General features: G+C 71.2%; 21 protein-coding genes and 1 riboswitch. Of the genes, 11 read left to right on the forward strand and 10 right to left on the reverse strand.

What is annotated here, in order from left to right; translation table 11 throughout:
- Window positions 1-38: 38 nt before the first annotated feature.
- Window positions 39-1,118 carry a histidinol-phosphate transaminase gene (hisC, locus tag ACF1A5_RS29495; protein WP_392195928.1) on the reverse strand — a complete coding sequence of 360 codons (1,080 nt, stop codon included), beginning with the start codon at window positions 1,116-1,118 and terminating at the stop codon, window positions 39-41.
- 424 nt (window positions 1,119-1,542) lie between these two features.
- Here hisC and ACF1A5_RS29500 point away from each other — a divergent pair, with 424 nt between their 5' ends.
- From ACF1A5_RS29500 to ACF1A5_RS29510, 3 genes are all read left to right on the forward strand, one after another.
- Window positions 1,543-2,655, forward strand: coding sequence for a LacI family DNA-binding transcriptional regulator (locus tag ACF1A5_RS29500; protein ID WP_392195929.1), 1,113 nt, complete (start codon window positions 1,543-1,545; stop codon window positions 2,653-2,655).
- Window positions 2,656-2,958: 303 nt separating this feature from the next.
- On the forward strand, window positions 2,959-4,050 hold the full coding sequence (locus ACF1A5_RS29505) for a metallophosphoesterase (protein ID WP_392195930.1): 1,092 nt from the start codon (window positions 2,959-2,961) through the stop codon (window positions 4,048-4,050).
- A gap of 181 nt (window positions 4,051-4,231) precedes the next feature.
- Window positions 4,232-5,095, forward strand: coding sequence for a hypothetical protein (locus tag ACF1A5_RS29510; protein WP_392195931.1), 864 nt, complete (start codon window positions 4,232-4,234; stop codon window positions 5,093-5,095).
- Between the two features lie 23 nt (window positions 5,096-5,118).
- Here ACF1A5_RS29510 and ACF1A5_RS29515 read toward each other — a convergent pair whose 3' ends face one another.
- Both ACF1A5_RS29515 and thiC read right to left on the reverse strand, forming a co-directional pair.
- Window positions 5,119-6,222, reverse strand: coding sequence for a hypothetical protein (locus ACF1A5_RS29515; protein WP_392195932.1), 1,104 nt, complete (start codon window positions 6,220-6,222; stop codon window positions 5,119-5,121).
- 157 nt (window positions 6,223-6,379) lie between these two features.
- Window positions 6,380-8,164: a phosphomethylpyrimidine synthase ThiC gene (thiC, locus tag ACF1A5_RS29520; protein ID WP_392195933.1), complete on the reverse strand. Its 1,785-nt coding sequence runs from the start codon at window positions 8,162-8,164 to the stop codon at window positions 6,380-6,382.
- Window positions 8,157-8,334, reverse strand: a riboswitch (TPP riboswitch). Its footprint overlaps the gene before it by 8 nt.
- A 71-nt stretch (window positions 8,335-8,405) precedes the next feature.
- On the opposite strand from thiC, the gene ACF1A5_RS29525 reads away from it, so the two are divergent.
- On the forward strand, window positions 8,406-9,857 hold the full coding sequence (locus ACF1A5_RS29525; protein WP_392195934.1) for a YibE/F family protein: 1,452 nt from the start codon (window positions 8,406-8,408) through the stop codon (window positions 9,855-9,857).
- A 149-nt stretch (window positions 9,858-10,006) separates the two neighbouring features.
- On the opposite strand, the gene ACF1A5_RS29530 is transcribed toward ACF1A5_RS29525, so the two are convergent.
- From ACF1A5_RS29530 to ACF1A5_RS29545, 4 genes are all read right to left on the reverse strand, one after another.
- Complete coding sequence (locus tag ACF1A5_RS29530; RefSeq protein ID WP_356181304.1) at window positions 10,007-10,444, reverse strand: SsgA family sporulation/cell division regulator; 438 nt, start codon at window positions 10,442-10,444, stop codon at window positions 10,007-10,009.
- 98 nt (window positions 10,445-10,542) lie between these two features.
- On the reverse strand, window positions 10,543-11,424 hold the full coding sequence (locus ACF1A5_RS29535; RefSeq protein WP_392195935.1) for an IclR family transcriptional regulator: 882 nt from the start codon (window positions 11,422-11,424) through the stop codon (window positions 10,543-10,545).
- Between the two features lie 277 nt (window positions 11,425-11,701).
- The gene (locus tag ACF1A5_RS29540) at window positions 11,702-11,914 is read right to left on the reverse strand and encodes a DUF5326 family protein (protein ID WP_392195936.1); all 213 of its coding nucleotides are present in this window, start codon (window positions 11,912-11,914) and stop codon (window positions 11,702-11,704) included.
- Window positions 11,915-12,094: 180 nt separating this feature from the next.
- Window positions 12,095-12,412 carry a cupin domain-containing protein gene (locus tag ACF1A5_RS29545; RefSeq protein WP_392195937.1) on the reverse strand — a complete coding sequence of 106 codons (318 nt, stop codon included), beginning with the start codon at window positions 12,410-12,412 and terminating at the stop codon, window positions 12,095-12,097.
- A gap of 49 nt (window positions 12,413-12,461) precedes the next feature.
- Here ACF1A5_RS29545 and ACF1A5_RS29550 point away from each other — a divergent pair, with 49 nt between their 5' ends.
- The 4 genes from ACF1A5_RS29550 to ACF1A5_RS29565 all read left to right on the forward strand — a co-directional run bounded on the left by ACF1A5_RS29550 (window position 12,462) and on the right by ACF1A5_RS29565 (window position 15,895).
- Window positions 12,462-12,839, forward strand: a complete 378-nt coding sequence (locus ACF1A5_RS29550; RefSeq protein ID WP_392195938.1) for a phage holin family protein — start codon at window positions 12,462-12,464, stop codon at window positions 12,837-12,839.
- Window positions 12,840-12,984: 145 nt separating this feature from the next.
- Entirely contained in the window at window positions 12,985-14,166 is a 1,182-nt protein-coding gene (locus ACF1A5_RS29555) for a cystathionine gamma-lyase (protein ID WP_392195939.1), read from the forward strand.
- A 251-nt stretch (window positions 14,167-14,417) separates the two neighbouring features.
- Window positions 14,418-15,323 carry a LysR family transcriptional regulator gene (locus ACF1A5_RS29560; protein ID WP_392195940.1) on the forward strand — a complete coding sequence of 302 codons (906 nt, stop codon included), beginning with the start codon at window positions 14,418-14,420 and terminating at the stop codon, window positions 15,321-15,323.
- Window positions 15,324-15,412: 89 nt separating this feature from the next.
- Window positions 15,413-15,895 (forward strand): NUDIX hydrolase, encoded by a 483-nt coding sequence (locus ACF1A5_RS29565; protein WP_356181323.1) that lies wholly within the window; start codon window positions 15,413-15,415, stop codon window positions 15,893-15,895.
- Between the two features lie 16 nt (window positions 15,896-15,911).
- On the opposite strand, the gene ACF1A5_RS29570 is transcribed toward ACF1A5_RS29565, so the two are convergent.
- Window positions 15,912-17,267 (reverse strand): globin domain-containing protein, encoded by a 1,356-nt coding sequence (locus ACF1A5_RS29570; RefSeq protein ID WP_392195941.1) that lies wholly within the window; start codon window positions 17,265-17,267, stop codon window positions 15,912-15,914.
- Between the two features lie 293 nt (window positions 17,268-17,560).
- Between ACF1A5_RS29570 and ACF1A5_RS29575 the strand changes: the two genes are divergently transcribed.
- Window positions 17,561-18,427: a GNAT family N-acetyltransferase gene (locus ACF1A5_RS29575; RefSeq protein WP_392195942.1), complete on the forward strand. Its 867-nt coding sequence runs from the start codon at window positions 17,561-17,563 to the stop codon at window positions 18,425-18,427.
- 96 nt (window positions 18,428-18,523) lie between these two features.
- Here ACF1A5_RS29575 and ACF1A5_RS29580 read toward each other — a convergent pair whose 3' ends face one another.
- Window positions 18,524-19,732 carry an MFS transporter gene (locus tag ACF1A5_RS29580; protein WP_392195943.1) on the reverse strand — a complete coding sequence of 403 codons (1,209 nt, stop codon included), beginning with the start codon at window positions 19,730-19,732 and terminating at the stop codon, window positions 18,524-18,526.
- A gap of 142 nt (window positions 19,733-19,874) precedes the next feature.
- On the opposite strand from ACF1A5_RS29580, the gene ACF1A5_RS29585 reads away from it, so the two are divergent.
- Both ACF1A5_RS29585 and ACF1A5_RS29590 read left to right on the forward strand, forming a co-directional pair.
- Window positions 19,875-20,339, forward strand: a complete 465-nt coding sequence (locus ACF1A5_RS29585; RefSeq protein WP_392195944.1) for a MarR family winged helix-turn-helix transcriptional regulator — start codon at window positions 19,875-19,877, stop codon at window positions 20,337-20,339.
- A gap of 36 nt (window positions 20,340-20,375) precedes the next feature.
- Window positions 20,376-20,828 (forward strand): GNAT family N-acetyltransferase, encoded by a 453-nt coding sequence (locus tag ACF1A5_RS29590; RefSeq protein WP_392195945.1) that lies wholly within the window; start codon window positions 20,376-20,378, stop codon window positions 20,826-20,828.
- 137 nt (window positions 20,829-20,965) lie between these two features.
- On the opposite strand, the gene ACF1A5_RS29595 is transcribed toward ACF1A5_RS29590, so the two are convergent.
- The gene (locus ACF1A5_RS29595; protein ID WP_392195946.1) at window positions 20,966-22,351 is read right to left on the reverse strand and encodes a serine hydrolase domain-containing protein; all 1,386 of its coding nucleotides are present in this window, start codon (window positions 22,349-22,351) and stop codon (window positions 20,966-20,968) included.
- Between the last annotated feature and the right edge of the window lie 30 nt (window positions 22,352-22,381).

Here is a 22,381-nt window from a genome sequence, read left to right on the forward strand (position 1 = left end):
ACGAGCCAGGGAGGCGAACCAGCCGCCGGCGCCGCGGCTCAGGCCTCCTTGCGGAACGCCCCCGTCACCTTCAGGAAGATGTCGTTCGCCTCGCTCTCGCCGATCGTCACCCGCACCCCCTCGTTCGGGAACGGCCGGACCACCACACCCGCCTGCTCGCAGGCCTCGGCGAAGGCCGTCGTGCGCTCCCCCAGCCGCAGCCAGACGAAGTTGGCCTGGGTCTCGGGCACCGTCCAGCCCTGGGCACGCAGGCCGTCGACCACGCGCCTGCGCTCGCACACCAGCGAGCCGACCCGGCCGAGCAGTGCGTCCTCGGCGCGCAGCGAGGCGACCGCCGCCTCCTGCGCGAGCTGGCTCACGCCGAACGGCACCGCCGTCTTGCGCAGCGCCGCCGCCACCGGCTCGTGGGCGATCGCGAAGCCCACCCGCAGACCGGCCAGGCCGTACGCCTTGGAGAACGTCCGCAGGACGCAGACGTTGGGCCGGTCCCGGTACAGCGCCACGCCGTCGGGGACCTCGGGGTCGCGGATGAACTCGCGGTAGGCCTCGTCCAGGACCACCAGCACGTCGCCCGGCACCCGGCCGAGGAAGCGCTCCAGCTCGGCCCGCCGCACCACGGTGCCGGTCGGGTTGTTCGGGTTGCAGACGAAGACCAGCCGGGTGCGGTCGGTGATCGCGTCCGCCATCGCGTCCAGGTCGTGCACGTCGCCCGGCGTGAGCGGCACCTGCACCGAGGTGGCACCGCTGATCCGGGTGATGATCGGGTACGCCTCGAAGGACCGCCAGGCGTAGACGACCTCGTCGCCCGGTCCGCTGGTCGCCTGGATCAGCTGCTGGGCGACGCCCACCGATCCGGTCCCGGTGGCCACGTGGGAGGCCGGCACGCCGAAGCGCTCGGCCAGCTCGTTCGTCAGGACCGTGCACGCCATGTCGGGGTAGCGGTTGAAGGAGCAGGCGGCCGCCGTGACCGTCTCCATCACCCCCGGCAACGGCGGATAGGGGTTCTCGTTGGAGGACAGCTTGTACGCCACCGGGCCCCCGGCCGCGGCGGGCTTGCCCGGCTTGTAGGTGGGGATACCCTCCAGCTCGGCGCGCAGCTTCGGGCTCGTCTCGCTCACCGCAGTCCTCCTCGTGACCACCACCGGCTTTCAATACTGCTCACCTTATGAGGATTCCGCGCGGCTGCGTATGGGTCGGAGCCATCACTCGTTCGGGGAAGGCCGGACTCCGCCCGTCGCACCGGCATCCGGGGGCAACGTTGTACGAAGTTGTACGAATGAGGGGGCGCGTCGCACATATATCTACGCGCCGGTGGCTCACGCCGTGGCGCGCATCACCCGTGCAGGTGAGTTGAGACCTCTTCGAGACATCGTGGGCTCGCCAGGCCCATGCGTGCCCCAACGGCACGTACTGGCGATGGATCGTTTAACTGGCATGGTATCCAAGGGAGTTGACCGTTGATGACCATGCAGAAACGTGCCTGTCAACGCGTGCATATGCGTCCGCACTACCCCACCGCAAGAGCCCTACTATCGGCTCGCCATGACAGCAGCAGGGAAGCACCAGGTGAGCCGCGCGGAAACCTCACGTCGAGGCAGCCGACCGGGACGGGCGGGCATCAGAGACGTGGCCGCCGCCGCCGGGGTCTCCATCACGACCGTCTCCGACGCCCTCAACGGCAAGGGCAGGCTCCCGGACGCCACCCGGCGCCATGTCCGCGAGGTCGCCGACCGGCTGGGGTACCGCCCTTCGGCCGCCGCCCGCACCCTCCGTACCGGCAAGTCGGGACTCATCGGCCTGACCGTGACGACGTACGGGGATGAACCTTTCACCTTCACCGAGTTCGCGTACTTCGCCGAGATGGCCCGGGCCGCCACCTCCGCCGCGCTCGCCCGCGGCTACGCCCTGGTCATCCTGCCCGCGACCTCGCGCCACGACGTGTGGTCGAACGTCGCCCTGGACGGCACGGTCGTCATCGACCCCTCCGACCAGGACCCGGTGGTGAGCGAGCTGGTCCGCCAGGGCTTACCGGTGGTCAGCGACGGCCGCCCGGCCGGCACCCTGCCGGTCACCGCCTGGGTCGACAACGACCACGAGGCCGCGGTCCTCGGCATCCTCGACCATCTCGCCGAGGCCGGCGCCCGGCGCATCGGCCTGCTCACCGGTACCACGACCGACACGTACACCCACCTGTCGACCACCGCCTACCTGCGCTGGTGCGAGCGGGTCGGCCAGGACCCGGTGTACGAGGCCTACCCGGCGCACGACCCGTGCGCGGGCGCCGTCGCCGCCGACCGGCTGCTCGCCCGGCCCGACCGCCCGGACGCCGTGTACGGCCTGTTCGACCCGAACGGCACCGACCTGCTCGCCGCCGCCCGCCGCTACGGCCTGCGCGTCCCCGAGGATCTGCTGCTGGTGTGCTGCAGCGAGTCCACGGTGTACGCCAACACCGAGCCGCCCATCAGCACGCTCTCCCTCAAGCCCCGCCGCATCGGCACCGCGGTGGTCCAGCTCCTCATCGACGCGATCGAGGGAGTCGAGTCGGACCAGCCGGTGGAACAGGTCATACCGACCGAGCTGATCGTGCGCACCTCGTCCCAGCGGCGCCCGCCCCGTACGACCGTCAGCCCGCCCCGAGGCCCAGAGGGACGGTAGGGCCACTCCTACGGATCCTGCCGGGGTCGCGGGGCCCGGCACGGGCGTCTGCACCCACTCGGGCACCCACCCGGGAGGCAGCGTCGCCCGGAGCCGGCCGGATCCGGCGGAAAGGCTCTGGGCCGAGCGCCCGCCGGACCGCCGAAGACCGCCCAATCCGGGCGAAAGCCGCGGTGCACGGGAGTCCTGCTCCGATTCACCACCCCTGGGTCATCACATGGCGCGATCCGCATTCCTATGATGGGCCCACGACACCGCGGGCCGCTGCGACCAGGCAGTCCGAAGCGGTGCAGCTGCGGCGCGATGGTGGAGGGGTCGATGACTCAGGGGGCCGGTCAGGGACCCGAGGTGGAGCGGACGGCGACGCTGCGCGACTTCCGGGTACCCGCGTACGTGCCCGAGACCGGTCCGTACGCCCACGGCGCGCAGCCCGCCGACACCGCCGCGCCGGCCCGGGAGGGCTACCCGGACGCGTACACGCCCACGCAGCGCGACCTGCCCGTCATCAACCGGGGTGACACGGTTCAGGTGGCCGTCGACCCGGCCGCCGCACCGGTCCCGGGGTCCGCCACCGGTCAGGGCCCCCTGTACGTCGTCGGGGACGTGCACGGCTATCTCGACGAGCTCCTCGCCGCGCTGCGGGAGAAGGGGCTCGTCGACTCCGAGGGCCGCTGGTGCGCCGGAACCGCGCGGCTGTGGTTCCTCGGCGACTTCACCGACCGCGGGCCGGACGGCATCGGCGTCATCGACCTCGTGATGCGGCTGTCCGCCGAGGCGGCCGCGGCCGGCGGCTACTGCAAGGCGCTCATGGGCAACCACGAGCTGCTGCTGCTCGGTGCCAAGCGGTTCGGCGACACCCCCGTCCACTCCGGCGCGGGCACCGCCACCTTCCAGGCGGCCTGGCTGCTCAACGGCGGCCAGAAGTCCGACATGGACCGCCTCCAGGACCACCACCTGCAGTGGATGGCCCGCCTGGACGCCGTCGAGGAGGTCGACGGCCACCTGCTCGTGCACTCCGACACCACCGCCTACCTCGACTACGGCGACTCCATCGAGGCGGTCAACGACACCGTGCGCGAGACCATCACGCGCAACGACGCCGACGAGGTGTGGGACCTCTTCCGCAAGTTCACGAAACGCTTCTCCTTCCGCGACGAGGGCGGCGCCGACGCCGTGCGCTCCCTGCTCGACACGTACGGCGGCAACCGCATCGTTCACGGCCACAGCCCCATCCCCTATCTGCTCGGCGAGGTCGGCTCGGAGGACGGCGAGGACAACGCGGGCCCCGTGGTGGAGGGACCGCACGTCTACGCCGACGGACTCGCCATCGCGATGGACGGCGGCGTGACCATGGCCGGAAAGCTGCTGGTCCAGCAACTGCCCCTGGACGTTTGAGCGTTCACCGGAACGGCTTGTCGCGCTCGCGGACGCGCAGGTCCGCACCGAATTTGTGGAAACCCCCTGTCACCGCGCGCCGTCACGGCTCTACCATCGGCTTATCCGTAGCAGGCTCCCCTCCGTTTCTGCCCGACGGCTCGCCGGCGTGCGAGCCCCAAGCCCTACGGAGCATCGGGGGATGCACATGAACAGCGTTCCGCAGCACCTGCTGAGCGAGGACCGCCAGGAATACGAGCGGATCCTCGATGAGGCGCTGCGCTCCGCCCCGCACCGCCAGGAACTGGCCGCTGTCGGACAGCGGCTCAACCTCGAACAGCTGCGCACCATGGCACTCGACGCCTCCGCCCTCATCACGGCGGCCGCGGCGACCGAGTACCAGCACTACGTGAAGATCCGCGAGGAACTGCGCCGTCCGGAGCAGGCCACGGCGTCGCCCGTCCGTGAGGCCGGATCCGCCGAGCCGGGGGCGGTGGACATCGCCGCCACCATGGGAGAGGTCGCGGAGACGACCGGCGCGGGCGCCGTCGCCGTCGTCGCCGTTCTCGCCCCCGTGCTGGCCGGGACCGCCGCGGCCCTCTTCCTGCTCGTCGGCTACGTCCTGAAGATGCTCGACCCCGCGCCGGCCTTCGCCCAGACCATGATCACGACGGGCTGGGTGTTCGGCGCGGTGACCGCGGCCGCGATCCTCGTCGCCGCCGTCGGGCTGCTGCTCACCGCCCTGCGCAACCGCCCCTCGCCGACAGCCGGTCCGTACGGCGCGCTCGACGAGGAGGTCGCCCGGGCCAGGGACGCCTGGCGGGAGGCGCTGCTGGAGCGCGGCATACTGCCGTTCCTGCGCGAGGCGCTCACCGACCGCGGATCGGGCGCGGCCCCCCGGACGTCACCGGCTCCCTCGGCGCCGACCGGCCGTATGCCGCGGCTCGGGTACGACCGTCCCGGCTTCAGCAGCCCCGACGACGGAAGCCCGGGCCACCGCACGAGCTTCACCAGCCCCGACTTCACCAGCCCGGACTTCGGAGGACCGGAGCACCAGCCGGAGTGACCCGGGCGTACGGGTCGCCCCGGCTACGGACGTCTGAGGATCTGCGCTTCCACCCGCTCGACGAGCGTGCGGCTGTAGGCATGGACGAGAGCGAGGTGGAACAGCGCCGGGGCCAGCGGCGCCCACCGGTGCACGCGGTCCTCCCGCATCATGTACCGGACCACCGGGGCGGGCCGGAAGGGCACGTAGTCGATCGTCTGGTGCTCCCAGCGGTCCGCGACGCCCCGGCTCATCCGCTCCTGCAGGTCCGTGCTCTTCAACTCCTTGAGCCGGGCGTAAAAATGGGCGCTCCAGTGCCGCCGCTCGACGTCCAGGACGAAGGCCAGCAGGTCGACGGTGTACTCGTGCGGTTCCAGCGACAGTTCCTCGCGCATGCCCCGGCGGCACACGGCGTGCAGGTCCGGCGCGCTCCGTCCCGAGGAGTCGATGTGGCGTGACAGGCCTTCGTTGACGGAGGAGTTCCACACGCCCGGTGCCATCCGGACCCGGTCGCTGCGCCGGCTCACCACCAGCATGTCGTCGGCGGTGACCACCGCGACGTTGACGGCGAAGCTGCACTGCAGGAACGCCGGAGCCCGCAGCGGCTCCCCCGGGTCGAGATGGCGCGAGCGGGGGGTCGCCCCGTCGGGCAGTCGGCGGTCGAGCTGCTGGGCGGCGAGGAAGGTGTAGTAGTCGGTCGGCCGCAGGCGCAGATGCACCTCCGGGGTCTCGTCGAGGGCGGTGCGGGAGATGTCGAACGACTCCACGGCGTACCGCGGGCCGTTCCACACCGGGGTGCGTCCCTCGGCGCGCAGACGCTCGCTGTCGGCGGCGACCTCGTCCCGCCAGGGCGCCATGTCCTCCGGCAGCCTCACCTCCTCGTCGAGCACGTGGACGAAGACCGACTCGGGAGGGATCGGCGTCTCCCCGTCCCCCTCGACGATCAGGGCCGAGGTCTGCAACGGCCCGAGGGAGAAGGTGCGCCAGGCGGGACTGGACTCGTCCCGGCGCCGCAGGGTGCGCAGCGCGCGCCCCGAGCGCCCCCGCAGCCGGAACCAGGCGTCCTGCAACGGCTGCTGGAACAGCACCGCGAACAACATGCCGATGACGGCGCCGGCCACTCCATTGGCAACATCGATCCCACCCACGCCCCCGACAGTAGAGATCTTGCTCCCCACCGAACACCGTCGTGCCCCTTCCGTTACGACACCGGCTCCACGGGGTCCGCGCTCCGGACTCCGGGCTCGGGCTGACGCGGCCGAGGCATGGGGCGGAACACGGACCCCGCGGTGGGGCGTTCGGGGGTCAGTCGGTGATGGGCAGGTAGACCCGGTTCCCCGCCTCCGCGAACTCCTTGGACTTCTGGGCCATGCCCTCCTCGATCTCGGCCTGACCGGTGCCGTGTTCACGGCGAATGTCCTGCGAGATCTTCATCGAGCAGAACTTCGGGCCGCACATCGAGCAGAAGTGGGCCGTCTTGGCCGGTTCCGCGGGGAGGGTCTCGTCGTGGAACTCGCGTGCCGTGTCCGGGTCGAGGGCCAGGTTGAACTGGTCCTCCCACCGGAACTCGAAGCGGGCGTCGGACAGTGCGTCGTCCCACTCCTGCGCCCCGGGGTGGCCCTTGGCGAGGTCGGCCGCGTGAGCGGCGATCTTGTAGGTGATGACCCCGGTCTTGACGTCGTCGCGGTTGGGCAGGCCCAAGTGCTCCTTGGGCGTGACGTAGCAGAGCATGGCCGTGCCCCACCAGGCGATCATCGCGGCACCGATGCCGGAGGTGATGTGGTCGTACGCCGGCGCGATGTCCGTGGTCAGCGGGCCGAGCGTATAGAACGGAGCTTCATCGCAGATCTCCTGCTGGAGGTCGATGTTCTCCTTGATCTTGTGCATCGGGACATGTCCCGGGCCCTCGATCATGGTCTGTACGTGGAAACGCTTGGCGATCCTGTTGAGTTCCCCGAGCGTGCGCAACTCCGCCAACTGCGCCTCGTCGTTGGCGTCGGCGATGGAGCCGGGACGCAGTCCGTCGCCCAGCGAGTAGGTGACGTCGTAGGCGGCGAGGATCTCGCAGAGCTCCTCGAAGTTCTCGTAGAGGAACGACTCCTTGTGGTGTGCGAGGCACCAGGCCGCCATGATCGAGCCGCCGCGCGAGACGATGCCGGTCTTGCGGTTCGCCGTCAGCGGCACGTAGGCCAGGCGCACACCGGCGTGGACCGTCATGTAGTCCACGCCCTGTTCGGCCTGCTCGATGACGGTGTCCCGGTAGATGTCCCAGGTCAGCTCCTCGGCCCTGCCGTCGACCTTCTCCAGGGCCTGATAGAGCGGCACCGTGCCGATGGGGACGGGGGAGTTGCGCAGCACCCACTCCCGGGTGGTGTGGATGTTGCGGCCGGTGGAGAGGTCCATGACCGTGTCCGCGCCCCACCGGGTCGCCCAGGTCATCTTCTCCACCTCCTCCTCGATGGACGAGGTCACCGCGGAGTTGCCGATGTTGGCGTTGACCTTCACCAGGAACCGCTTGCCGATGATCATCGGCTCGATCTCCGGGTGGTTGACGTTGGCCGGCAGCACGGCGCGGCCCGCCGCGATCTCCTCCCGGACCACTTCCGCAGCGACGTTCTCGCGGAGGGCCACATACTCCATCTCGGGCGTGATCTCGCCGCGGCGCGCGTACGCGAGCTGCGTGACCGCCTGGCCGTCGCGGCCCCGGCGCGGCTGGCGCGGCCGTCCCGGGAACACCGCGTCGAGGTTGCGCAGGCCCCCGCGCGGCGAGGTGTGCTTGATCCCGTCGTCCTCGGGGCGGACGGGACGGCCCGCGTACTCCTCGGTGTCACCGCGGGCGATGACCCAGTTCTCCCGCAGCGGGGGGAGGCCCCTGCGGACATCGGTGTCGACGAGTGGATCGGTGTACGGGCCCGACGTGTCGTACAGCGTGACCGACTTCCCGTTGGTGAGGTGCACCTGACGGACCGGCACCCGCAGATCGGGGCGCGAGCCCTCGACATACGCCTTGTGCCAGCCGATGGACTTCCCGGCCTCCCCGTCGCTGGAGATCTGCGTGGAGGCAGGCGTGCGTGCGTCCTTGTTGGTCATGAGACCTACTCCCTACGCCGGCATTACCCGGTAACAGGTTCGGCGGTCGACGCAGCGGCTTCCGTCCGTCGACGTTTCGCGTGAGACATCTCTCGTTCCACGTGAAACATCGCGAATACGGAGGTCAGCGCCCTCTCAGCCCGGTGCTCCGAGCTCCCGCGTGTGCAAAGGTGCCTCCACGCTAGCGTCCTTTGTGGCGCGGTGAACAGTGGGCCTCTGCCGTTCTTGCGATGATCTGGCGGTGACCACGACACGGCAGTCCCCCTATCCACCGCCCGAACCACGAGGCCGACCAGGCCCTGGGCACGCCCAGGGCCATGGGCACGGGCACGGGCCTGGACAGGGCCACGAGCACAGGCCCGGACAGGGCCACGAGCACGGGCAGGGACACGGCCACGGGCACAGTCACAGTCATGGGCCCGCCACGCCCGTCTCGAAGCACCTGCGCAAGGTGATCGCGGCGATCCTGATCCCGTTCGCCGCCGCGGTGGTCGTCGGGCTCGCGGTGCTCTGGCCCGGCGGTGCCCCCGCGCACGAGCGCACCGGCGTCGGATTCGACCGGCAGAGCCAGCAGGCCACCGTCACCCGGGTGATCGCGGTCAGCTGCAAGGGGGCGAACGCCTCAGCCGGCGCCCCCGCCGGAGGCCCCTCCGCCGCAGGAGGCTCCTCCGCGCCGGATCAGGCCTCCGGCACCTGCAAGAAGGCCACGGTCCGGGTCGACACCGGCTCCGACAAGGGCCGCACGTTCACCGAGTTCGTGCAGCCGGACCAGTCGCGGCAGTTGCGCGAGGGCGAGAAGGTCGTGGTCGCCTACGAGCCCTCCGCGCCGAAGGATCTCCAGTACTCGGTCACCGATGTCGACCGGCGCTTCCCCATGGGGCTGCTGGCCGGCGTCTTCGCACTCGCCGTCGTGGTCGTCGGGCGGATGCGGGGCGTCATGGCGCTGGTCGCGCTGGCCATCAGCTTCCTGCTGCTGAACTTCTTCGTCCTGCCGGCGATCCTGCAGGGCTCGAACCCGCTGGTCGTGGCGGTGGTCGGGTCGAGCGCCATCATGCTGATCGCCCTCTACATGTGCCACGGCCTGTCCGCGCGCACCTCGGTCGCGGTGCTCGGCACCCTGATATCTCTGGTGCTGATCGGCATCCTGGGCTCGCTGTTCATCGGCTGGGCCGCCCTCACCGGCAACACGGACGACAACACGGGCCTCATCCACGGCCTGTATCCGTCGATCGACATGAGCGGTCTGCTGCTCGCCGGCGTCATCATCGGCTCGCTCGGTGTGCTGGACGACGTGACGGTGACGCAGACGTCGGCGGTCTGGGAACTGCACGAGGCCAATCCCGCGATGGGCTGGCGAGGCCTGTACCGGGCGGGTATCCGCATCGGACGCGACCACATCGCGTCGGTCGTCAACACGCTGGTCCTCGCGTACGCGGGCGCCGCGCTCCCGCTGCTGCTGCTCTTCTCCATCGCGCAGAGCAGCGTGGGGACCGTCGCCACCAGCGAACTGGTCGCGGAGGAGATCGTGCGCACGCTGGTGGGCTCGATCGGCCTGGTGGCCTCGGTCCCGGTCACCACGGCCCTCGCCGCCCTCGTGGTCTCGGCCGACCGCCCGGGAGGCGACCCGGCCTCGGCACCGGCCGCCCAGCCGGCCCCGGCGCGCGGTGGACGGGGACGACGCCGCAGGCGCTGAGGCGGCACCTCGGGCCGGTCCACGGAGAGCGAGACGGGCGGGACGCGGACGAGGGGACAGACGGTGGCGCCGGCGAGGCCGCGGGTGACGCGGCGGATGCCCTCGGGGACGGCGAAGCGTTACGGCAACAGCGCCCCGACGGCCGTGGCTCAGCCCGCGCTCTGCTCCTCCGCCAGGATGCGGTCCAGGGCCTCGTCGAGGTGGGCGTCGAAGTCCCCCAGCGCGCCCTCCTGCCCGAGCGGCACCAGCTTGTCCGTGCGGTCGAGGAACGCCACGAGCGGGGCCGCCGAGGAACGGAACAGCGCCCGGTCGCCGCCGACCTGCAGGCGGATCAGGACCTCGCTGAGCGCCTCGTTGTCGGCGGGCGAGATCCGCACGTCGCCGTCACCGCACGGCGTGCCCACCCCGTCGATCAGCAACTCGCGCCCGAAGGCCCAGGTCACCGGTGCGTCCCCGGGCAGATGGAAGGTCAGCCGCACGGCATAGGGATCGCAGGTCTCGTACCGCAGCTCCACCGGGATGCGGAAGGAGAGCTCCTCGGACACGAGAAAGCTCATCATGACCTCTGCCTGTACGGACTCGCGCATCGCTACCCCGTCATCTGCCGTCGACTGGCCGGGAATCGTCCCCGTCACACTGGGTGCATCTTGCTGAACGTGCATGGCAGATCACAAGGAGTGAGTTTTCAGATGCTGATAGAGAGGGCCAGGGAGCCGATCCTCCGGCTCACCTCGCCCTGGAGCTGACGGGCCGCGGGCAGCAGGCGGGAGGCCTGGTGGGCGGGGAGGGACAGGGCCATCGTGGCCGCCGTGGTGCCCACCGTGATCGGGACCGCCGCACAAACGGTGCCCAGCGCGTACTCCTGACGCTCGGTCACGGGTTCCATCCGGCACATCCGTTCCAGACGCCGCAACAGAGCGTGATCGTCCCGGACCGTGTACGGGGTGAGGGACTGCACGGGGTAGCGGTCGAGATGGTCCCGGCGGGCGCCGTCGTCCAGCTGGGACAGCAGGCACTGGCCGACCGCGTGCGCGTGCCCGGTCTCACGGAAGTCGGCCCATTCCTCGACCGCGGGGCTGCCCGGGCTGTCGGAGACGCACACGATCTCGATCTCGCCGTCGCGGTACATCGCGTAGTACACCGGGGCACCGATCGCATCGCGCCAGTGCGCGAGCGCGTCGACCACCGTGCTGCGACGTTTCTGCGCCGCTCCGCTGCTGCTCAGCCGTTCGGCGGCGTCGCCGAGGAAGAACAGTCCCTTGTCCCGGTACAGATAGCCCTCGTGGACGAGGGTGCGCAGCAGGTGGTAGGCGGTGGGGAGCGCCAGGCCGGTCTCGCGTGCCAGCTGCTTGGCGGGCGCGCCGTATTCGTGCCGGGCGACCGTCTCCAGCAGGCGCATGGCGCGTTGCACGGATCCGATGAGGGTCTGGGAGTGCTGCTGCTCCGGGACGCTGGGTCTCGGCCGTTCCACATGGGCCGCAGAGCGCGGCTGCGCGGGGAGCGCCGTGGAGTGGGACGGCATCCGGGGCGCGTGCGGTTCTGCGGGTGCGGTGTCAACAGTGGCCAAGGGGTCACTCCCGAAGCGCGAGGGGGCATCCCGTGCGGGGGAACACGGGAAGGGGGTGTGCGCCGCCCGCGGGGGACCGACCCCCGCGTCGATTTCCGGACCCTATCCGCCCGCCACCGCTCGCGGACGGCCCGTGCGGGAAACTTCCCTCCCGCGAGGGAACAGGCGATTCCTGTTACCGGTCACCGCCGTTCCCCCCACGTGCCCCGCGGCCGCCGCGCGACCGGCATCCGCCGGTCGCCGCCGCGCCGCGCTCACCGCACGCCGCGCGTCCCGCTCACCAGTCGCTGCGCGACGACGAACCCGACATGAACTTCCGCACGACGTAGATCAGCCCGCCGACCAGGGCGACGAAGACCAGCAGCTTGAACAGCAGGCCGATCACGAAGCCGACCACGCTCGCGATCAGGCCGCCGAAGACGACCAGGGCGATGACCGGCACCGCGACCCACTTCACCCACCACGGCAGACCCGCGAAGATCTCTCGCATTGCCCTCGTCCCTACTCTCCGCCCGTCGCCGGCGCCGGACCCCTGTCGGGCCACGGCTCCTCGCCGCCGGGTCGTGTCGATGTCCTGCACCCGATGCTAGGGCCGCGAACGGGCCCGGCGGGGGCCTCGCATCCCTTGCCCGTCCCTGACCGTTCCCCTAGGGAACCCCGGGACGGCGCCTCAGGCTTCGGGGGGAGAGAACACCACAAGGACCCGCAGGTCCTCGCTGATGTGGTGGAACTTGTGGGCGACTCCGGCCGGGACGTAGACCACGCTGCCGCGCGCCACCTCGGTGGTCTCCGGGCCGACCGTGATCGACGCTCGGCCGCTCGCGACGAAGTACACCTCGTCCTGGTGGTGGGGCTTCTGCGGGTCGTGCTCGCCCGCGTCGAGGGCGTACAGGCCGACCGACATGTTCCGCTCCCTCAGGAACTGGAGGTAGGCGCCCTCATTGGCGGCTCGCTCCGCCTCCAGATCGTCCAGCCGGAATGCCTTCATTCACCCTCGCCCACCTCGTAGCCCCATCCGGTCTGCCACGATCAGACACATGAAGAATTTCATAGTCAAGACGATCGCCAACGCGGGTGCCCTGGCGGTCGCCGTATGGCTGCTCGACAAGATCACTCTGACCGGTGACAGCACCGGCAGGAAGATCGGCACGCTGATCGCGGTGGCGCTGGTCTTCGGCCTGGTGAACTTCCTCGTCAAGCCGCTCGTGAAGGTGCTGACGTTCCCGCTGTTCGTGCTGACGCTGGGCCTGATCACCCTGGTGGTCAACGCGTTGATGCTGCTGCTGACCTCGTGGGTGTGCGGCGAGCTCGACCTGAGCTTCCACGTGGACGGCTTCTGGACCGCGGTCGTCGGTGGCCTGATCATCTCGGTCGTCTCCTGGGCGCTGAACCTCGTCCTGCCGGACGAGGACTGAGCGGGGCTCCTCGGGCCTCGTCGTGGTCGTGCCCGGCCCCTGTCACGGGGGTGCGCACGGCGTCGAGGACCGTCTTGAGAGGGTGGAGGGGCGAGCGGGCCCCGTCCTGCTCGCCGCGGTAGGAGAGCACGGAAGGACGGCCGGCATGAACGATTCGGTTGAGGACGACGAGGGCGGCACGCTGGAACGGGCCGGTTCCCCGGCCACTGCCGGTGACGGCACGCGCGCGGTGCGCGCCGGGCTGCCCGAGCCGGTCAAGCACGAGCCCACGCTCCCGGGGCCGGTGTTCGCCGCCCACTTCCACCTGCCGGGCGACCCGACCGGTCCGTACGCCTACGGCCGTGACGAGAACCCGACGTGGACGCTGCTGGAGCGGGCCATCGGCGAGCTGGAGGGTCCCGGACGCGGGGACGTCGAGACGCTGGTGTTCGCCTCCGGCATGGCCGCCATCTCCTCGGTGCTCTTCTCCCAGCTGCGCGCGGGGGACGCCGTGGTCCTGCCCAGCGACGGCTACCAGGCGCTGCCGCTGGCTCGCGCCCAGCTGGAGGGGTACGGGATCGAGGTGCGCACCGCGCCGACCGCCGGCGACGCGCAGCTGGAGGTCCTGGACGGGGCGCGGCTGCTGTGGATCGAGTCCCCGTCGAACCCCGGGCTCGACGTGTGCGACATCCGGCGGCTGGTCGAGGCGGCCCACGCCCGCGGGGCCCTGGTCGCCGTCGACAACACGCTCGCCACACCGCTCGGGCAACGGCCGCTGGACCTCGGCGCCGACTTCGCGGTGGCCAGCGGCACCAAGCAGCTCACCGGGCACGGCGACGTCCTGCTCGGGTACGTCGCCGGGCGCGACACCGAGGCCATGGCCGCCGTGCGGCGCTGGCGCAAGATCGTCGGCGCGATCCCGGGGCCGATGGAGGCCTGGCTCGCGCACCGTTCGATCGCCACGCTCCAGCTGCGCGTCGAACGGCAGAACGCCTCCGCCCTGGCGCTCGCACAGGCGCTGCGGGAACGTCCCGAGGTGACCGGGCTGCGCTATCCGGGCCTGCCCGACGACCCCTCGCACAAGATCGCCTCGCAGCAGATGCGACGCTACGGATGCGTGGTGTCCTTCACGCTGCCCTCGCGCACGCGGGCCGAGCGCTTCCTCGACAAGCTGCGGCTCGTGGACGACGCGACGAGCTTCGGCGGGGTGCGCTCGACCGCCGAGCGGCGGGGACGCTGGGGTGGCGACGCCGTGCCGGAGGGCTTCATCCGGCTCTCGGTCGGGGCCGAGGACCCCGCGGACCTGGTGGCCGATGTGCTGCGGGCGCTCGACGAGTCGGCGCGGTGACTCTCCCGGACGCCGGTCGGCGGTCCTCTCCCGGACGCCGTTCGGTGTCCGCCTGCGTACGGCGGACGGTCCGAGCCTCCCCCCTCGTGGCTCGGACCGTCCTCGGTTCCCCGCGCGAAGAACCGCGCGAACAAGGCTAGTTGACTGTCTGTCAGTGTCCAATCACAGTAGCGTCAGAGACCTATCGACATATTTATAGTTGGGCGCGGCCGGGGGGCCGGGGGAAGGGCACCAAGAGGGGAGGGCGTGCCATGGATCTGGCGTTGCTGCGGACGTTCGTCACCGTGCACCGGGCGGGCTCCTTCACCCGGGCTGCGGCGCTGCTCGGTCTCTCCCAGCCGGCCGTCACGTCCCAGATCCGCACCCTGGAACGGCAGCTCGGCCGTCCGCTGTTCCTGCGCCAGGCCCGCGGTGTCACGCCGACATCCATCGGTGACGAGCTCGCGCACAAGGCGGCGCCGCATCTGGACGCCCTGGTGGAGATCGCCGAATCGGGCCTCGACGACGAGGCGTCCGTGCGGACGCTGCATCTGGCCGGGCCGCCCGAGTTCACCGCCGAACGGGCGCTTCCCGTGCTGACCGAGCTGACCGGCGAGGACGGACAGGCCTTCCCGCTGCGCGCTTCCTTCGGGAATGCCGAGGAGACCCTGGAGGGACTGGCCGCCGGACACCATGATCTGGCCATCGGCACGGCCCGGCCACGCGGTGCCCTGCTCACGGCGACCACACTGTGCGACGAGGAGCACGTACTGGTCGCCGCCCGGAGCTGGGCGGAGCAGATCGGCTCCACCCCACTGCGCCGCGAGGACGCACCGGCCCTGGACGACATCCCCGTGGTCGAGGTCCACGAGTCGCTCCCTTTCGTCTCCCGCTACTGGGCCTCGGTCTTCGACTCCCGGCCGGCCGCCTCCGGCACCGTGATCGTCCCCGACCTGCGCGCGGTCCTCGCCTGCGCGGTCGCGGGCGCCGGGCTCGCGGTGCTGCCCCGGTATCTGTGCGCGCCCGCCCTCGAACACGGCCGGGTGGTGGCCCTGCACGAGCCGGCGGTGCCGCCGCTGCGGACGTACTTCCTGGTGGCCCGCACAGGCACGCTGGCGATGCCGCACATCGCGCGGGCCCACGAGTGGCTGCTGCGGGCGGCTGCCCACTGGTGCTAGACGCAGTCCGACGAGGGCGTCACTTCCTGACTTGGTCCGGTGACGTTTCGCGATGTTTCACGTGGAACCAGCCGGGCCACATTTCTCCCATGACCGTCCGACCCGTGGTCAAGCGCACCGCCCGCGCCGTCCTTCTCGACGGCGACGACCTGATCCTGATCAAACGCACCAAGCCCGGGGTCGATCCCTACTGGGTCACGCCCGGTGGCGGGGTCGAACCGGGGGACACGACCGTCGTCGACGCCCTGCACCGCGAGGTCTACGAGGAACTCGGCGCCAAGATCACCGATGTGGTGCCCTGCTTCGTGGACACCGTGGAGCACATCGGCGAGGACGGCGGGGCGACCGGGGTCAAGGTGCAGCACTTCTTCGTCTGCCGTCTGGAGTCGATGGACCCCTCCCTGCGGCACGGCCCCGAGGTGGAGGAACCCGCCGGCGAGTACGAGATCGTCCGTGTGCCGTTCACGCGGGTGGGGATCGCCTCCGTCCATCTGGTCCCGCTGTCGCTGCGGCACTACCTGGACGGCAACATCGAGGGCGTACGCGCCATGCACGCGCCCGACCTGGGGTGACGACGGGCGGTCCGGCTCACGATCCGGCGGGGGCCAGTTCCCCCACCGCGTCGTGGCGGATCCGCGCGGACGGGATGCCGATGTCCCGCAGGGTGGTCAGCCCGCTGCGGATCATGCCGGGCGGTCCGGAGAGATAGGCGTCGTACTCGTTCCACGGACCGGCCCCCCGCACCGCCTCCGGCAGCCCGGGGTGCGCCCGCCGGTCGACGACCGCGCGGACCGACAGCCAGGGGTGGGCGTGCTGGAGCCGGCGCATCGTGTCGATGTCGTACAGGTCGTGGTCAGTGCGGGCGCCGTAGAACACTTCCACCGGTCGCCGCTCGCCGTGGACCGCGACGTCCTCGACCAGCGCCTTGATGGGCGCGATCCCGGTGCCTCCGCCCAGGCACAGCAGACCGCTCTCGGTGGTGTGGTCGACGGTCATCGAACCGGCGGGCGGGCCGAGGCGGACGATGTCGCCGGGCCGGGCGCGGTGCACCAGCGCCTGGGAGACCCAGCCCGCGGGGACCGCCTTCACATGGAAGGTGAGCAGCCCGTCGGAGCGGGGCGCGGACGCGAAGGAGTAGTGCCGCCAGATCCTCGGCCACCAGGGTGTCTCCACGCTCGTGTACTGCCCGGCCAGGAAGGGATAGGGATGGTCGGGGCGGAGGGTGAGGACTGCGATGTCCGGGGTTCTCTTCTCCTGGGCGACGATCTCCGCGGACCACCAGGCCGGGGCATGTGCCTCGTCGGCCGCCGCCGCGTCGATCATGACCTGGGACACCCTCGTGTACGCCCGGATCCAGGCCGCCGCGGTCTCCTGGTCCCAGACGCCGGGCGCATACGTGCTGAGCGCGCCCATGAGGCATTCACCGACGGCCGGGTAGTGCTCGGCCCGGGTGCCGTACTTGCGGTGACCACGGCCGAGGGTCCGCAGATAGCCCACGAGGACCTCGGTGTCGTCGAAGCGCTCAGCCGCGGTGAGCAGGGCCTTGAACAACCGGTCCCGCTGGGTGTCCATGGCGAGCGGGAACAGGGACCGCAGGTCGGGATGGCGCACGAAGAGCAGCGCGTAGAAGTACGAGGTGGCGTCGTCGGCGACGGGCTCGATCGCGGCCAGCGTGCGGCGGATGAGCAGCGCGTCCGGGGACGCGCCGCGAACGCCCGGCACCGGAGCGGGCGGCGGTGCGGCCGGGTGGGCTGCCGGTGGGCGATCCTGACCCGCCGCGGGGTCCGCTGAGGAGCCGGGCCGCCCTTCGCGGGTGCCGGACGACTCCGCCGGCCCTCTGCGCGGAACGAACCAGCCGCCCCCGTCGGGCTTGCCGCCCCCCTCCGGCTTGCCGCCCCCGTCCGGCAGGCCGTTCCCGGCCGACGGGCTGATCGGAGCGTCCATGCTGTGCCTCGCCTCGGACATCGTGTGGTCGGTCTGCGCACGTCCTCGGCCGTGCACGTGTGCTCTCCCCCGCCTTGGCTTGAATCCTGCCGTGCGGTTGCGTACCCGCCACGGCCGTATCCACGCGAGGTCCCGCATATGCCGGGCCCCACAGATCACGGTGACCACGTTTCACGTGAAACCACCGGCAGCTGTCCAGAGGTTGTGCACAGGGCGACGACATGGCCAAAACCACGTGTGTCTCCCCTGAAACGGGTGGACGTCGAGGGCACGGGTCGGACAGCCTGAACTGCGTGCCGACTTCTTTTCCCACCGCTCTGCCCATCCGCCGTCTGACGCTCCGCGATCTCACCGCCTGCGCCGACTTGTCCGAGAACCGGGGGTGGCCGCGCGAGGAGCACAAGTGGGGCTTCCTCCTCACGGCCGGTCGGGGGTACGGGATCGACGATCCCGAGGGCGGGCTCGTCGCCGCCTGTGTGGTCACGGAGTACGGACCGCGGGATCGCCCTGACCTGGGCGCCATCGGCATGGTCCTGGTGGCGGAACGGCACGCGCGTCAGGGCATCGGGCGCCGGCTCATGCGCCATGTCGTCTCGATGCTGGACACCACCCCGCTGACCTTGCACGCGACGCCGTACGGCCGACCGCTGTACGAGGAGCTCGGATTCAAGGCGACCGGCCGGGCGGAAATGGTGACGGGCCGTTTCACGCCGGGTGGCGCGGAGCTCCGGGTCGCCACGCGGGCGGCGTCCGCCGAGGACCTCCCCGGCATCCTGCGGCTCGATGAGGAGGTGTTCGGTGCCGACCGCACCCACATCGTCACCCGACTGCCCGCCTTCGCCGACCAGTTGAGGATCGCCGAGGACGACGGCCGCGTCATCGGGTACGCGGCGGCCTGGCCGAACATGGACACCCAGGTGGTGGGCCCGCTGATCGCCCGCGACACCGACACCGCCAAAGCGCTCCTCGCCTCGCTCGGTGCCCGGACGGACCGGCCGCTGCGCACCGACATCGACGTACGGCACGAGGAGCTGCTGGCCTGGGTCAAGGAGCGGGGACTGGCGTCCGTCGCCTTCAACACCGTCATGACCTACGGGATCACGGAGCTGCCCGGGGACTGGACCCGCCGGTTCGCCCCGGTCACGGTGGCGGCGGGCTGAGCCGCCCGCACGGGCACGGGCACCTGTGGCGCGGTACGGCAGAACGCCGGTCCCCGACCTGGGTCGGGGACCGGCGTCGTCGTGCAGAGGGTGTCGTCAGTGGTGGACAACCGTCCGCTGCTCGCCCGCCGGGGCACCCGCGACGACGGTGTGGGGCGCGGTGTCCCGGCGCTCCAGGGCGGACGAGACGACGGCGAGGACCAGGGCTCCGGCGGCGAGCACGGCGCCGACCCAGTTGGGCGCGGTGTAGCCGAATCCGGCCGCGATGACCAGGCCGCCGAGCCAGGCGGACAGCGCGTTGCCGAGGTTGAACGCGCCGATGTTCACGGCCGAGGCCAGGGTCGGGGCACCGTGCGCCTGGTCAAGGACCCGCTTCTGCAGCGGCGGCACGGTGGCGAAGCCGAGGGCGCCGATCAGGGCGATGCTGACGGCGGCGGCGATCTTGTTGTGCGCGGTGATCGTGAAGAGCGCGAGAACGACGGCCAGGGCGCCGAGGGAGACGTACAGCATGGGCATCAGGGCCCGGTCGGCGAGCCTTCCGCCGACGAGATTGCCGGCGACCATGCCGAGGCCGAAGAGGACCAGCAGCCAGGTGACGGACCCTTCGGCGAAGCCGCCGACGCGGGTCATCATCGGCGCGATGTAGGTGATGGCGGCGAAGACACCGCCGAAGCCGAGCACGGTCATCGCCATGGCGAGCAGGACCTGGGCGTTCTTGAACGCGGCCAGTTCATGACGCAGGCGCACACCCTGGGGCCTGGGCATCTCGGGGACGAGCCGGGCGATGCCGGCCAGTCCCACGACGCCGAGAGCGGCGACGACGGTGAAGGTGACGCGCCAGCCCGCGGACTGGCCGAGCAGAGTGCCGAGCGGCACGCCCACGACGTTGGCGACCGTCAGGCCGGTGAACATCATCGCGATGGCACCGGCCTTCTTGTCGGGGGCTACCAGGTCCGCGGCGACGACCGAGCCGATGCCGAAGAAGGCGCCGTGGGCCAGCGAGGCGACCACCCGGCCGATCAGCATGACCGAGAAGGCGGGAGCGAGCGCGGAGAGCAGGTTCCCGGCGATGAACAGGCCCATGAGCAGCATCAGCATCCGCTTGCGGGAGACCTTGGTGCCGAGCGCGGTCATCAGCGGGGCGCCGAACACGACGCCGAGCGCGTAGCCGGTCACCAGGAGACCGGCGGTGGGGATGGTGACCCCGAAGTCGTTCGCGACCTGGGGCAGCAAGCCCATGATCACGAATTCGGTCGTTCCGATGCCGAAGGCCCCGATCGCGAGGGCCAGAAGCGCGAGAGGCATGAGGGGTAGACCTTCCCAGACGATTGCAGGTGCGCTTAGCGTGCGTTCACAATAATTGCAGACGCTGGCTATATGCAAGCGACGGATATTTCGAAGCTGCTCTATCCTGGGGGCATCCGCTCCGGGACGGAGGAGAACGCCCATGACAGCGACGGATCCCGCGCTCATCGCCCTCGCCCAGGGCTGGTGCGCCCTCTCCCTGCTGCACGGGAGGATCGAGGCGCACATCGAGCGCGCCCTGCAGTCCGCGCACGACCTGAGCGTGCGCGAGTACTCGCTGCTCGACGTGCTCAGCCGACAGCACGACGGCGAGGGAGGCCATCTGCAGATGAAGCAGGTGGCGGATGCGGTCGTCCTCAGCCAGAGCGCCACCACACGGCTGGTCACCCGGCTCGAGGACCGCGGGTTGCTGGAGCGCTACCTGTGTCCCACCGATCGCCGGGGGATCTACGCCAACGTCACCGAGGCCGGCCTCAAGCTCCTGGGGGAGGCCCGGCCGACCAATGACGCCGCCCTGCGCGACGCACTCGACGAGGCCGCGAAGAACCCCGAACTGGCACCGCTGGTCCGGGCCGTGGAGTCGTTGCACGCACCGGCTCCGGCATGACCCCCCGGGTCGCCGACGGCGCATAGGGTGCGGGGCATGGGAGATCTCGACATCCGCGCCGCCGTCACCGACGACATCCCCGCCCTCGTCGCCCTGCTCGCGGACGACCCGCTCGGCGCGCAGCGCGAGTCCCCCGACGATCTCACCCCGTACTTGGCCGCTCTGGAGCGGCTCAGCGCCGATCCGAACCAGCACCTGGTCGTCGCCGTGCGCGAAGGGCGCGTCGTCGGCACGCTCCAGCTCTCGATCATTCCCGGGCTGTCCCGCCGCGGCTCCACCCGGTCGATCATCGAGGCGGTCCGCATCCATGCCGACGAACGCGGCAGCGGCCTGGGCACGCGGCTCATCGAGTGGGCGATCGACGCGTCACGGCGCCAGGGCTGCCGACTGGTCCAGCTGACCTCGGACACGACACGCACCGACGCCCACCGCTTCTATGAGCGACTGGGATTCCAGGCCTCCCACGTGGGCTTCAAGCTCCAGCTCTGACCACGGGCCCGCCTCCGCACCGGATCGCCCCGTCGGCCGGTCGATCGGAAGGTCGGCAGGCAGGTGCCCAGAAGCAGCGAAGCGTCCTGTTTCACGTGAAACAGGACGCCCGCCGAAAGGGTCGGGCAGCGGCCGCGTCAGCCGATCCCGCGCCACCCCTCCGCGTCCACCCCGCCGGGCACCGGCGCCGTCTCGTCGTACGGCTGACGCGTGAAGACGAACGATCCGAGGTCGAGGTGGCTCACCGTCCCGTCGGGGCGTCGTGCCGCCCGCAGAACCTCTCCGGCGTAGTACCCCTCCAGACCGGTCCATGTCCCGTCGCCGTTCGCCCGGAACCGCGAGCGGCGGCCCGTGCCGGACAGCGGCTCCAGCGAGACCAGCCCGTCGGCCGTGATCCTCAGGGCGACGCCCTGGGTCCCCCAGTACCACTGCCCCGCCAGCTCCAGGACGGCCGGATCGACCTCCCGCAGCGGCCGCCAGGGCTCCGGGATCCGCGGCTCCGCCTCGGCGACGATCCCGACGAGGGCGGCGCCCACGGTCGACACCAGTGGACCCTGTGTGCAGTTGGCCAGAACAACGGCGGCGACATCGTCCGCCGGGCTGAAGGTGAGGCAGGCGAGAAAGCCCGGCAGCGACCCCGTGTGCCCGACGAGCAGGCGTCCGTCCATGCGCCTCAACTCCAGCCCGAGGCAGTACGCGTAGCCGGTGGCCACATCAACGGCCTCGGGCGGAGCGGCGGGAGTACGCATCTCGTGCAGGGAGGCGGCACCCAGCACCCGGTCGTCCCCCTTGGCCAGGAAGGCCGCGAACCGTGCCAAGTCGCCCGTGGTGGACCAGAGCTGCCCGGCCGGTGCCATCCGGCCGAGATCCTCGGCGGGCTCGGGGAGCAGCACATCGGCCCAGGGGTGCACGGCCCAGCCCCCCGCATGGGGCGCCTGAGGTCGCGCAGACGTGCGATGCAGGCCCAGCGGTTCGAGCACTTCCCGCCGAAGAACCTCCTCCCACGGGGCCCCGCGCAGCTTCTCCACGAGGGCGCCCAGCAGGGTGTAGCCGGGGTTCGAGTAGTGGAACCGCCGGCCGACGGGATGCACGAGCGGCCGCTCGCCGAGGACGTCGGACAGCTCGGGGCGCAGCGTCCCCGGCGTGCGCTCCCACCAGGGGGCGGGGGACTCGGCCGCCAGTCCACCCGTGTGGGCCAGCAGGTCCGCGATCGCGGCCTCCCCCACACCGGTGCCCGGCAGATGCTTCTCCAGCGGGTCAGAGAGGTCGAGCAGCCCCTCGTCCCGCAGCCGCAGGACGAGCACCGCGGTGAAGGTCTTGGTGATCGAGCCGATGCGGTACTGGGTGTTCTCGTCCGGCCCGTGCCCGTCCACCGACGTCCGCGCGCCATGCCACACCCTCCGCCCGTCCCGTACGACCGCAGCGACGAGTGAGGGCGCCCGTCCTTCGCTCTGGGCCACGGCGATCCGGTGCAGCAGTGCCCGGCGCGTAGCGGGGAGAAGCTCGTCCTGGGGTGTCGTCATGCCCCCAGTCCACCCGGTGCGACCGCGCAC

This window comes from Streptomyces sp. NPDC014864, from assembly GCF_043081525.1.
In the GTDB taxonomy this organism is placed as follows: domain Bacteria; phylum Actinomycetota; class Actinomycetes; order Streptomycetales; family Streptomycetaceae; genus Streptomyces.